Here is a 12162-nt window from a genome sequence, read left to right on the forward strand (position 1 = left end):
TGTTGCATCCAATAAAGACGGCCGGGCCCCAGTCACAGGGAGCACTGCCATGTCTACACAACAAGCCACACAAAAAAAGAGAACCCGAAAAATGGCTGGCGCGCAGACCCCGTTGTTCACCGCCCTGTTGATCGATGGAGAACTGGTCTCTGGGCAAGGCATTGTCGAGCCAATCCTCAACCCGGCCACCGGCGAAGTCCTGACGCAGATCGCCGAAGCCAGCATCGAACAAGTCGAAGCTGCCATCCTCGCCGCCCACCACGCGTTTGCCGGTTGGTCGCGGACCACACCGCAGCAACGCTCGAACCTGTTGCTCGACATCGCCAACGCCATCGAAAAAAACGCTGACCAACTCGCCCGCCTCGAAGCCCTGAACTGCGGTAAACCGTTGCACCTGGCCCGCCAGGATGACCTGAATGCCACGATCGACGTGTTCCGCTTCTTCGCCGGTGCCGTGCGTTGTCAGACCGGCCAGCTCAGCGGCGAATACCTGCCGGGCTACACCAGCATGGTGCGCCGCGATCCTATCGGGGTCGTGGCGTCGATTGCGCCGTGGAACTACCCGATCATGATGGCCGCATGGAAAATCGCCCCGGCCCTCGCCGCCGGCAACACCCTGGTGTTCAAGCCGTCGGAACACACGCCGCTGTCGATCCTCGCCCTGGCGCCAGCGCTGGCCGAGATCCTGCCACGGGGTGTGATCAACATCGTTTGCGGTGGTGGCGAAGGCGTTGGCAGCCACCTGGTGAGCCACCCTAAAGTGCGCATGGTGTCGCTGACAGGCGATATCGTCACCGGGCAAAAAATCCTCCAGGCCGCATCGAAAACCCTCAAACGCACCCACCTCGAACTCGGCGGCAAGGCCCCGGTGATCGTCTGCAACGATGCCGACATTCAGGCCGTGGTCGAAGGCGTGCGTACCTACGGCTATTACAACGCTGGTCAGGATTGCACCGCCGCCTGCCGGATTTACGCCCAGGCCGGGATTCATGACCGTTTGGTGGCCGAACTCGGTGCCGCCGTCAGCAGCCTGCGCTTCGCCGGCAAGCGCGACGCCGACAATGAAATCGGCCCGCTGATCAGCACCCGCCAGCGTGACCGCGTGGCCAGTTTTGTCGAACGCGCCCTCGGTCAGCCGCACATCGAACGGGTGACCGGTGCAGCCGTGCATTCCGGCGCCGGCTTCTATTACCAGCCGACCCTGTTGGCCGGATGCAAGCAAGGCGATGAAATCGTCCAGCGCGAAGTGTTCGGGCCGGTGGTCACCGTGACCCGTTTCGACGGACTGGAACAAGCGGTGGACTGGGCCAACGATTCGGAATACGGCCTGGCCTCGTCGGTCTGGACCCAGAACCTCGACAAGGCCATGCAGGTCGCAGCGCGCCTGCAGTACGGCTGCACCTGGATCAACAGCCATTTCATGCTGGTCAGCGAAATGCCCCATGGCGGCCTGAAGCGTTCGGGCTACGGCAAAGACCTGTCCAGCGATTCGCTTCAGGACTACAGCGTGGTGCGGCACATCATGGCCCGCCATGGCGAGCATCTCTGACTACGCTAATAACAAGCCACCAACGGCATGCTTCACCACGCTCAAGACACTGCCCCGACCATAATTAAAGAAGAGGGAATTCCCATGTTCGTGCACAAGACCGCACTGCTCAGTGCAATCACCACCGCACTGCTCGCCAGCGCCAGCGTCCAGGCCGCCGAGCCGCTCAAAGCTGTCGGGGCGGGCGAGGGCCAACTGGATATCGTGGCCTGGCCTGGCTACATCGAACGTGGCGAGAGCGACAAGGCCTACGACTGGGTGACCGGTTTCGAGAAGGAAACCGGCTGCAAGGTCAACGTCAAGACAGCGGCCACCTCCGATGAAATGGTCAGTCTGATGGCCAAGGGCGGTTACGATCTGGTCACCGCGTCCGGCGACGCTTCCCTGCGCCTGATCGTCGGCAAGCGTGTACAGCCGATCAACACCGCGTTGATCCCGAACTGGAAAAACCTCGACCCGCGCCTCAAGGATGGACCCTGGTACGTGGTCAACAAGCAGACCTACGGCGCCCCGTATCAGTGGGGCCCGAACGTGTTGATGTACAACACCAACGTGTTCAAGACCGCGCCCACCAGCTGGGGCGTGCTGTTCAATGCCGAAGACCTGCCGGACGGCAAGCCGAACAAGGGTCGCGTGCAGGCCTATGACGGCCCGATCTACATCGCCGACGCTGCGCTGTACCTGAAGACCGCCAAGCCGGAACTGGGCATCCAGAACCCCTACGAACTGACCGAAGCCCAATACAAGGCCGTGCTCGACCTGCTGCGCGCCCAGCAGCCGTTGATCCACCGCTACTGGCACGACACCACTGTGCAAATGAGCGACTTCAAGAACGAGGGCGTGGTCGCTTCTGGCGCGTGGCCGTATCAGGTCAACGGCCTGATGAACGAAAAACAGCCAATCGCCTCGACCATCCCGAAAGAAGGCGCCACCGGTTGGGCCGACACCACCATGATGCACGCCGAGGCCAAGCACCCGAACTGCGCCTACAAGTGGATGGACTGGTCGCTGCAACCGAAAGTCCAGGGCGACGTAGCGGCGTGGTTCGGCTCGCTGCCAGCGGTTCCGGCGGCGTGCAAGGAGAGCGAACTGCTCGGTGCCGAAGGCTGCAAGACCAACGGTTTCGACCAGTTCGACAAGATCGCCTTCTGGAAAACCCCGCAGGCTGAAGGCGGCAAGTTCGTTCCGTACAGCCGCTGGACCCAGGACTACATCGCGATCATGGGCGGCCGATAACCCGCCCTCCCCTGTGGGAGCGAGCTTGCTCGCGATGGCGGTGTGTCAGTCGACAGAGATACTGACTGTTCTGCCCTCATCGCGAGCAAGCTCGCTCCCACAGTAGATCAGCGCCATTGCCGCTAACGCGCACGGCTTACAGATAGAAGATGTTCGTTTTTTCAGAAGTCCAGGCAGGGCCGCTGCGACGGCCTTCGTCTTTTTGGAGCACCGCACCATGACGCTTGCAGTCCAGTTCACCAACGTTTCCCGTCAATTCGGCGAAGTGAAAGCCGTAGACCGGGTTTCCATCGACATCCAGGACGGCGAGTTCTTCTCCATGCTGGGGCCTTCCGGCTCGGGCAAAACCACCTGTTTGCGCCTGATCGCCGGCTTTGAACAACCGAGCGCCGGTTCCATCCGTATTCATGGCGAAGAGGCCGCCGGCCTGCCGCCCTACCAGCGCGACGTGAACACCGTGTTCCAGGATTACGCGCTGTTCCCGCACATGAACGTTCGCGACAACGTCGCCTATGGTTTGAAAGTCAAAGGTGTCGCCAAGGATCAACGCCTCAAGCGCGCCGCAGAAGCCCTCGACATGGTCGCCCTCGGCGGCTACGGCGAGCGCAAGCCGGTGCAGCTCTCCGGCGGTCAACGCCAGCGCGTGGCCCTGGCCCGCGCCCTGGTCAACCGTCCACGGGTGTTGCTGCTCGACGAACCCCTCGGTGCCCTCGACCTGAAACTGCGCGAGCAAATGCAGGGCGAGCTGAAAAAGCTGCAACGCCAGCTCGGCATCACGTTCATCTTCGTCACCCATGACCAGACCGAAGCACTGTCGATGTCCGACCGCGTGGCCGTGTTCAACAAAGGCCGCATCGAGCAAGTCGACAGCCCGCGCAACCTGTACATGAAACCGGCCACCACCTTCGTCGCGGAATTCGTTGGCACCTCCAATGTGATTCGCGGTGACCTGGCCAGGCAGCTCAGTGGCAATCCGCAGCCGTTCTCGATTCGCCCGGAACACGTGCGATTCGCCGAAGGCCCGCTGGCCAGCCACGAAATCGAAGTCACTGGCTTGCTCCACGATATCCAGTATCAGGGCAGTGCCACCCGCTACGAGCTGAAACTGGAAAACGGCCAAACCCTGAACATCAGCAAGGCCAACAACCAATGGCTGGACACCAGTGCACAGCACCAGACCGGCCAGCGCATCAGCGCTCGTTGGGCGCGTGAAGCCATGATCGCATTGCACGACACCGTTGCGGGCGGGGTGTGACATGAACACCCTGGCTATCTCTCAAACCCGATCGGGCAGCTCGCCGTTGCGCCGGTTCTCCAACCTGCTGTATCGCCGGCCAAACCTGTACCTGTCGATGCTGCTGGTGCCACCGCTGCTGTGGTTCGGCGCGATCTACCTGGGCTCGTTGCTGGTGCTGCTGTGGCAAGGTTTCTACACCTTCGATGACTTCACCATGGCGGTCACACCCGACCTGACCCTGGCCAACTTCACCGCGCTGTTCCAGCCGTCGAACTTCGACATCATCCTGCGCACCCTGGGCATGGCGGTCGTCGTGTCGATGGCCAGCGCCGTCGTCGCGTTCCCGATTGCCTACTACATGGCGCGCTACACCACGGGCAAGACCAAGGCGTTTTTCTACATCGCGGTGATGATGCCGATGTGGGCCAGTTACATCGTCAAGGCGTACGCCTGGACGCTGCTGCTGGCCAAGGGTGGCGTGGCGCAGTGGTTCGTGCAGCACCTGGGGCTGGAACCGGTTCTGCAGTTCGTGCTGGGCATTCCGGGGGTTGGCGGCAGCACCTTGTCGACCTCGCACCTGGGGCGCTTCATGGTGTTCGTCTACATCTGGCTGCCGTTCATGATCCTGCCGATCCAGGCCTCGCTGGAACGCCTGCCGCCATCGTTGCTGCAAGCCTCCGCCGACCTCGGTGCCAAGCCGCGCCAGACCTTCACGCAAGTGATTCTGCCACTGTCGATCCCGGGCATTGCCGCAGGTTCGATCTTTACCTTCTCGCTGACCCTGGGCGACTTCATCGTGCCGCAACTGGTCGGCCCGCCCGGCTACTTCGTTGGCAGCATGGTGTACGCCCAGCAAGGTGCTATCGGCAACATGCCGATGGCGGCCGCCTTCACCCTGGTGCCGATCGTACTGATCGCCATTTACCTGTCCATCGTCAAACGACTGGGGGCCTTCGATGCACTCTGAGAAAGCTTCCATAGGTCTGCGCATTGCAGCCTGGGGCGGGTTGCTGTTCCTGCACTTCCCGATCCTGATCATCTTCCTGTACGCCTTCAACACCGAAGACGCGGCGTTCAGCTTTCCGCCCAAGGGCTTCACCCTCAAGTGGCTCAGCGTGGCGTTCTCGCGGCCGGACGTACTCGAAGCCATCAAGCTGTCGTTGCAGATCGCCTCGATTGCCACCCTGATCGCCATGGTCCTCGGCACACTGGCATCCGCCGCGTTGTACCGCCGGGACTTCTTCGGCAAGCAAGGCATCTCGCTGATGCTGATCCTGCCGATTGCCCTGCCGGGGATCATCACCGGGATCGCGCTGCTGGCGACCTTCAAGACGCTGGGCATTGAACCTGGGATGTTCACCATCATCGTCGGCCACGCGACCTTCTGCGTGGTGATCGTCTACAACAACGTCATCGCCCGCTTGCGCCGCACGTCCCATAGCCTGATCGAAGCCTCGATGGACCTTGGCGCCGACGGCTGGCAAACCTTCCGCTACATCATCCTGCCGAACCTCGGCTCTGCGTTACTGGCCGGCGGCATGCTGGCGTTTGCCCTGTCGTTCGACGAAATCATCGTCACTACCTTCACCGCTGGCCATGAACGCACCCTGCCGCTGTGGCTGCTCAACCAGCTCAGCCGCCCACGGGACGTGCCGGTAACCAACGTCGTGGCGATGCTGGTGATGATCGTGACCATGCTGCCGATTCTTGGTGCCTATTACCTGACGCGCGGTGGTGAGAGCGTTGCGGGGAGTGGTGGGAAATAACTGACAACTCAATTCCCAATGTGGAAACCGGCCCTTGTGGGAGCGAGCTTGCTCGCGATAGCGGTGTGTCAGGCGACATCAATGTTGAATGTCCGCCAGCCATCGCGAGCAAGCTCGCTCCCACAGGGGGCCGGTTTCTGCAGAAGAACAACAACTGCTTCGAAGAGGACAATGCCATGCAAACCAAACTCTTGATCAACGGCCAACTGCTCAATGGCGAAGGCCCCGCCCAACCCGTATTCAACCCGGCGCTGGGACGGGTGCTGGTGGAAATCAACGAAGCCAGCGAAGCCCAGGTCGATGCCGCCGTGCGCGCCGCCGATGCCGCGTTCGACAGCTGGTCGCAGACCCCGCCGAAAGCGCGTTCGCTGCTGCTGCTCAAACTCGCCGATGCCATCGAGGCCCACGGCGAAGAGCTGGCCAAACTGGAATCGGACAATTGCGGCAAGCCTTACAGCGCCGCGCTGAACGACGAGATTCCGGCAATTGCCGACGTGTTCCGCTTCTTCGCCGGCGCCAGCCGCTGCATGAGCGGTTCGGCCGGTGGCGAGTACCTGCCGGGCCACACCTCGATGATCCGCCGCGACCCGGTGGGCGTGATCGCCTCCATCGCGCCGTGGAACTACCCGCTGATGATGGTCGCCTGGAAAATCGCCCCGGCCCTGGCCGCCGGTAACACCGTGGTGCTCAAGCCGTCGGAACAAACCCCGCTGACCGCCTTGCGCCTGGCCGAACTGGCGTCGGACATCTTCCCGGCCGGCGTGCTCAACCTGGTGTTCGGCCGTGGTCCTACCGTCGGCAGCCCGCTGGTCACTCACCCGAAAGTGCGCATGGTGTCGTTGACCGGTTCGATCGCCACCGGTTCGAACATCATTTCCAGCACTGCCGACAGCGTCAAACGCATGCACATGGAACTGGGCGGCAAAGCCCCGGTGATCATCTTCGACGATGCCGACATCGACGCCGCCGTGGAAGGCATCCGTACCTTCGGCTTCTACAACGCAGGGCAGGACTGCACCGCCGCTTGCCGCATCTATGCGCAGGCAGGGATCTACGAGAAGTTCGTCGAGAAACTCGGCGTCGCCGTCAGCAGCATCAAGTACGGCCTGCAGGATGATCCGTCAACCGAACTCGGCCCGCTGATCACCGCGCAACACCGTGACCGCGTTACCGGTTTCGTCGAGCGCGCCATCGCCCAGCCGCACATTCGGTTGATCACCGGTGGCAAGGCGGTCGAGGGCAACGGCTACTTTTTCGAACCGACGGTACTGGCCGATGCGCAACAGGACGACGAAATCGTCCGCCGTGAAGTGTTCGGGCCGGTCGTCTCGGTGACTAAATTCAGCGACGAAGCGCAAGTGCTGGGTTGGGCCAACGATTCGGACTACGGCCTGGCGTCCTCCGTGTGGACCGCCGACGTCGGCCGCGCCCATCGCCTGTCCGCCCGTTTGCAGTACGGCTGCACCTGGGTCAACACGCACTTCATGCTGGTCAGTGAAATGCCCCACGGCGGTCAGAAACTGTCCGGGTATGGCAAGGACATGTCCATGTACGGATTGGAGGACTACACAGTCGTGCGGCATGTGATGTTCAAGCACTAGAAAAAGCATCGTCGGATCGCCGCCCGGAGCGAGCTTGCTCGCGATGGCGTCACCGCAACCTCAAGGAAGAAACCGGCACCAGCACCACCAGGCCCCACCCCAAAGAAGACAAAACAATAACCACCGATCCGGGCGGCGCCCCCAAGGCCCCGCCACGGTTTCGGACATCCGAAATCTGCCGATTTTCCGGAGCAAACACACATGAGTGCATCACCCGATCTCTCTGCAGCCCTTGCCGACAGCGATGCCGAGCAACTACGCAAGCTGGGTTACACCTCCAACTTCAATCGCAGCATGAGCCTGTGGGAAAACTTCGCCCTGGGCTTCACCTACCTGTCCCCGGTCGTCGGGGTGTATACCCTGTTCGGCCTGTGCCTGGCCGCGGGCGGGCCACCGATGTTCTGGGCCTACTTGCTGGTCGGTTGCGGGCAGTTGCTGGTGTGCCTGATCTTCGGCGAAGTGGTTTCGCAGTTCCCGATTTCCGGCGGCGTATACCCGTGGGCTCGTCGCTTGGTGGGCAAGCGCTGGGCGTGGATGGTCGGCTGGATCTACTCCATCGCCCTGTGCGTGACCATCGCGGCGGTTGCCGTGGGTGCCGGTCCGTACCTCGCCGCCATGATGGGCTTTGAACCGAGCAACAACACCAACATCATCATCGCCCTGTTCCTGACGCTGTTCGCCACCCTGGTCAACCTCAGCGGCACCAAAGTGCTGGCGCGGATCGCCATGTTCGGCTTCCTCTGCGAGCTGGTCGGCGCGGTGATCGTCGGTGTTTACCTGCTGATTTTCGAGCGTCATCAACCCATCAGCGTGTTGTTCAACACCTTCGATATCAGCGTCGACGGCTCGTACCTGCCGGCGTTCCTCACCGCTTCGCTGGCGGGGATGTTCCTGTACTACGGCTTCGAGGCCTGCGGCGACGTGGCCGAAGAAACCCCGAACCCGAGCAAGCAGATCCCGGTGGCCATGCGCATGACCATCTACATCGGCGGCATCGCGGCGATGTTCGCCTGCCTGGCGCTGATCCTGGCCGTGCCGGACATGCAGGCGGTGATCAACGGTACCGACAAGGATCCAGTCACCACCATTCTCAACAACGCGTTCGGCCCGGTGGGTTCGAAAGTGGTAATGGGCGTGGTGATGATTTCCTTTATCTCCTGCGTGATCAGCCTGCAAGCGGCGGCCAGTCGTCTGCTGTACTCCTACGCCCGTGATGAAATGGTCGTCGGCAGCCGACTGCTGAAGAAGATCTCCCCTACGACTCAGGTACCAGTTGCCGCACTGTTCGTGTCCGGCGTCCTGCCGGCACTGATCATCATCCTCGGCTTCTTCCTGCAAGACGCGGTAGCCACCATCGTCAGCTTCGCGGCCATTGGCATCTACCTGGCGTTTCAGATGATCGTGCTCGCGGCCCTGTACGCCCGCATGAAGGGCTGGAAACCGAGCGGCAAATTCACCCTCGGCGCCTGGGGCTGGGCGGTGAACATCGGCGCGCTGGTCTACGGTGTCGGTGCCATCATCAACATGGCCTGGCCACGCACCCCGGATGCCGCGTGGTACATCAACTACGCGATGGTGCTGAGTACCGCCATCGTGATTGGTCTGGGCCTGCTCTACATGTGGATCGCCAGGCCGTATGACCATGGCATGGCGCCTGCTGGGGATGCCTGGAAAGTCAGCCGGTAACGGCATTCGCACCGGTGCCGTCGTGGTGCCGGGGCAAAACTTCTCCAACAGCCTGTACGACGATGCCGACGAAAGCGAAAAGCTGATGAACCTGGCCCGGCAACCTGTTGGACGGGTGAGCATCGCCAACTCGGATGCAGCGTTGAGCGCTTGTGCCCATGCGGCGATTGATGAGGCGTATCGGGCGGTGGGGGGAGTGGGTTAAGCAACGGTAATTGAGCTCCACGGATGGCTATTCCCAACGATCCGTGGAGCAAAAAAATTCAGACGGGCACTATCAATTCAACCGAAGGAAAATAGCTGCGATAGCGTTTGGCATCTCGAGTCAGCAATGGCAGCTGTTTTACAGCAGCATGTGCCCCGATGAAAAAATCCGCCAAGACATTACTTTTACCGCCACCTACTTTCCGATACCGAATGAAAGCCTTCCCAGCCAAAAACAAAGCTGGCCGCGGGACTTCGCACATTGCGAGACCGAGCTGGTGAATTACATCATCCAGTGCCTCAAAGGTTGAGAACGCCTGGGATAGCTCAGCGTAGATAATTGGATTAATAGCCAATTCATGAATCTGTGACTGGGCACGAAGCTGCTTGATGGACCAATCAGCCCAGACAGGGTCGTCTTCCAGAACATCGATCAACACATTCGTGTCGACCAATATCATCAGTCCTCACCCCGTAGTAACGCCATCAATTCATCTGTACGCCATTTGATATCGGCCTTGCCCCGCATAGCCTCAAATCGGTCTGAAACAATCGACTTGTCTGTTTTTTTGGGGTTACCACTGTGCAGCACCACCTCGCCATTGGCGTTGACACTGAATTCAACCGCCGAACCCGGCATCAGATGCAGAGCGTCACGAATTGGCTTCGGAATAGTGACCTGCCCCTTGCTGGTCATCGTTGTCGACATAACTCCGCCCTCAAGTATTACCCTCGATAAAAAAGTAATACTTTGCTTAAAACTCCGCAACCTCCGCTCATCGTAGGTAAGTGTGGAGTGAACTGAAGAAAACTGCCCGCCTATCTCATGCACTCGGATCAGTGAAGATTTACCGGAGGAGTTAGACCTGTAAATTGCAGCATTCTCCAGTAAATCAGGAAGCCTTTCTGTGCACTTCGAAGGCTTGAGCACATTTCGCGCTTTGCTCAGGTAAGGAGCGGCCGCCTTAGACAACGTTTGCCTGTCCCGGAAAGAGCGGTAATTGGAAACCGGAAATTCGATCAGCATGGAGAAAACCTGCAGTTCATTCACTGGATGCGAATAAATAAAGGAAAAACTGCGGCTCAGGTGCTGACTCTCAGCACCTCATGCAAAAACAGGAAAATCCTACAGATCGAACCTTCGAATACCGGCGCCGATTCCTACAACAAGCGTCGCCAGAGTAGACTTGGCGCCGCGAACGCCTGACCGATAGGCTTTCCTCCGTCGCTGCCAAATCAGCGGCCCGGAGTCGAAGCCGGAACATATCAACATGGCGCATCCGCGCCCCCATATGAGCTGGGGCATTTTTTTGCCTTTCAGTTTCGCGTTATGGCGGGCCGTGTGGCGCGGGCCTCTCGGCTTCCATGTTGATCGAGAATGTTCCGACTTCGAACGCCCCACGGTCCGCCACCCAAATCTTTCGAAGGATTAGTGGCGGCTCCTTTCTTCAACATGGAGTCGAGAAATGCACAAGCACACATCACATCCGACTGAAACGCCTTCCTGCTTCATTCCTAAAGTCTTCACCCGCCACAACCGCTTCCTCCACGCTTTCATGCAACACAACCAAGCCTGGTTTTGTGTTCAGGACCTTGGGCGCCTGATGGGCAAACCCCTGAATGAACGGCTCACCCTGAAACTCGACCCCGACCAACGTCGCAGCATCTGGCTGCGCAAGGACGGCAAAACGGTCGATGCCCTGATGGTCAGCGAATCAGGCATGTACGCCTTGCTGGTTCACCACTTCGTTCCGGAAAACCGCAACCTGCGCCAGTGGTTGAGCAACGAAGTCATACCCTCGCTGCGCGACGCCAAATCAGCGCCTGTGGAAAACCGGCCAAGCTTGAGTTCCTTGAATTGGGCCGGAATCTCCGTGCCCTTGCTGCATTACCAACATCACGCCTGGATCAAGTGGCGTGACATGCCTGAGTTGATGCAGGTGCAGCGACCCTTCCCAATCGCCGGCACTTGCCGTTGAAGGGATAAATCGGGCTGATCAAAAAGGGACAGACTCACAGTCCGTCCCTTTGGTTTGAGTCCTCTCAATTAATTGTCCTGCTGAATGAGTTATTTCCACATGAACGAGACTCGCAGCATCAAACGAAACGTCATCGAAATGATTCCATGTGATAGCTCGTTTGCAGAGGCGTATCTCCATAAGCTCGACCAGCAATCAGTCCGACAGCAAGCAATCGACGCCGGCCTAGCCGACGCTGATGCAGGCAGGTTAACCGGCCTGGCCACCGTGAAGGCCAAATGGCTCCCACGGTAACCAGCCTGGCTCAAAACCTCGAAACACTCCTCATCGCATCCACCAGATACCTCATCGCAATCCTGTCGCTCTCCGACAGCTCCCGATAGCGTTCCACCAGTTTCATTTCCTCGCTGTTGAGCCGGCGTCTTCGCCGCCCGCTGGCCAGGCACGGAAAGATTCCCAACAACTCAGTGATGTTCTGTACTTTCGACATGGACGATGTCCTTCTCTAGACGTCAAAGAAACTGCAAAAAACCGCATCGCCCTATCCCTTTTTCAGCAGCCGCTGGGTGCCCACTGAACCGCACCGGTCCGAAGGGCATAAACCGGTCATGTGCACAGAATAGAAATATTCCGGGCGCTGAAAAGCGATTTTTAGAGTAATTAGTCGAAAAAAGCAGAAATGCCCTTTAAATCAGAAACCACTGTCGGAATTATTTCCCGACATGTCTTGTTTCATTGCCGGGCTAGCGCCGTGCCATCAATCAATTTTGCTCTGCAATCGAACGGTTTAAGCTAGCCGGCCTCTGTATAAAAGTCCGTTGCGTTTGGCCGAAGGCATGTCCGAACCGATATTTCTGATCCAGCACGTGCCAGGAACGGCGCGGGATTGTTCACGACAGGTTGT

The 12162-nt window shown here is 59.7% G+C and carries 12 protein-coding genes; 9 read left to right on the top strand and 3 right to left on the bottom strand.

Annotation, left to right across the window (positions count from 1 at the left end):
• Positions 1-91 precede the first annotated feature (91 nt).
• The 8 genes from AC1DRN_RS12530 (at position 92) to AC1DRN_RS12565 (ending at position 9280) form a co-directional block, all read left to right on the top strand.
• Positions 92-1549 carry a gamma-aminobutyraldehyde dehydrogenase gene (locus AC1DRN_RS12530; protein ID WP_223458467.1) on the top strand — a complete coding sequence of 486 codons (1458 nt, stop codon included), beginning with the start codon at positions 92-94 and terminating at the stop codon, positions 1547-1549.
• An 84-nt stretch (positions 1550-1633) separates the two neighbouring features.
• A complete protein-coding gene (ydcS, locus tag AC1DRN_RS12535) occupies positions 1634-2785 on the top strand; it encodes a putative ABC transporter substrate-binding protein YdcS (protein ID WP_223458291.1) in 1152 nt (383 codons plus the stop codon).
• A gap of 217 nt (positions 2786-3002) precedes the next feature.
• Positions 3003-4040 carry an ABC transporter ATP-binding protein gene (locus tag AC1DRN_RS12540; protein WP_223458289.1) on the top strand — a complete coding sequence of 346 codons (1038 nt, stop codon included), beginning with the start codon at positions 3003-3005 and terminating at the stop codon, positions 4038-4040.
• Position 4041: 1 nt separating this feature from the next.
• Positions 4042-4989: an ABC transporter permease gene (locus tag AC1DRN_RS12545; protein ID WP_223458287.1), complete on the top strand. Its 948-nt coding sequence runs from the start codon at positions 4042-4044 to the stop codon at positions 4987-4989.
• The gene (locus AC1DRN_RS12550; RefSeq protein ID WP_223458285.1) at positions 4979-5788 is read left to right on the top strand and encodes an ABC transporter permease; all 810 of its coding nucleotides are present in this window, start codon (positions 4979-4981) and stop codon (positions 5786-5788) included. Before AC1DRN_RS12545 ends, AC1DRN_RS12550 begins: the two co-directional genes overlap by 11 nt.
• A 176-nt stretch (positions 5789-5964) precedes the next feature.
• Positions 5965-7389: a gamma-aminobutyraldehyde dehydrogenase gene (locus AC1DRN_RS12555; protein WP_223458283.1), complete on the top strand. Its 1425-nt coding sequence runs from the start codon at positions 5965-5967 to the stop codon at positions 7387-7389.
• A 201-nt stretch (positions 7390-7590) separates the two neighbouring features.
• Positions 7591-9075, top strand: coding sequence for an APC family permease (locus AC1DRN_RS12560; protein WP_223458281.1), 1485 nt, complete (start codon positions 7591-7593; stop codon positions 9073-9075).
• On the top strand, positions 9053-9280 hold the full coding sequence (locus AC1DRN_RS12565; RefSeq protein WP_411740697.1) for a hypothetical protein: 228 nt from the start codon (positions 9053-9055) through the stop codon (positions 9278-9280). Before AC1DRN_RS12560 ends, AC1DRN_RS12565 begins: the two co-directional genes overlap by 23 nt.
• A 58-nt stretch (positions 9281-9338) precedes the next feature.
• On the opposite strand, the gene AC1DRN_RS12570 is transcribed toward AC1DRN_RS12565, so the two are convergent.
• Together AC1DRN_RS12570 and AC1DRN_RS12575 are read right to left on the bottom strand one after the other, a co-directional pair.
• Positions 9339-9740 (bottom strand): type II toxin-antitoxin system VapC family toxin, encoded by a 402-nt coding sequence (locus tag AC1DRN_RS12570; RefSeq protein ID WP_223458279.1) that lies wholly within the window; start codon positions 9738-9740, stop codon positions 9339-9341.
• Positions 9740-10306: an AbrB/MazE/SpoVT family DNA-binding domain-containing protein gene (locus tag AC1DRN_RS12575; RefSeq protein ID WP_411740696.1), complete on the bottom strand. Its 567-nt coding sequence runs from the start codon at positions 10304-10306 to the stop codon at positions 9740-9742. Before AC1DRN_RS12575 ends, AC1DRN_RS12570 begins: the two co-directional genes overlap by 1 nt.
• A 439-nt stretch (positions 10307-10745) precedes the next feature.
• Between AC1DRN_RS12575 and AC1DRN_RS12580 the strand changes: the two genes are divergently transcribed.
• On the top strand, positions 10746-11258 hold the full coding sequence (locus tag AC1DRN_RS12580; RefSeq protein WP_223458277.1) for a BRO-N domain-containing protein: 513 nt from the start codon (positions 10746-10748) through the stop codon (positions 11256-11258).
• A gap of 304 nt (positions 11259-11562) precedes the next feature.
• Here the strand turns inward: AC1DRN_RS12580 and AC1DRN_RS12585 are convergent, their stop codons facing one another.
• On the bottom strand, positions 11563-11748 hold the full coding sequence (locus AC1DRN_RS12585; protein ID WP_223458275.1) for a hypothetical protein: 186 nt from the start codon (positions 11746-11748) through the stop codon (positions 11563-11565).
• Positions 11749-12162: the final 414 nt, after the last annotated feature.

It is taken from the genome of Pseudomonas sp. P5_B3 (assembly GCF_056400405.1).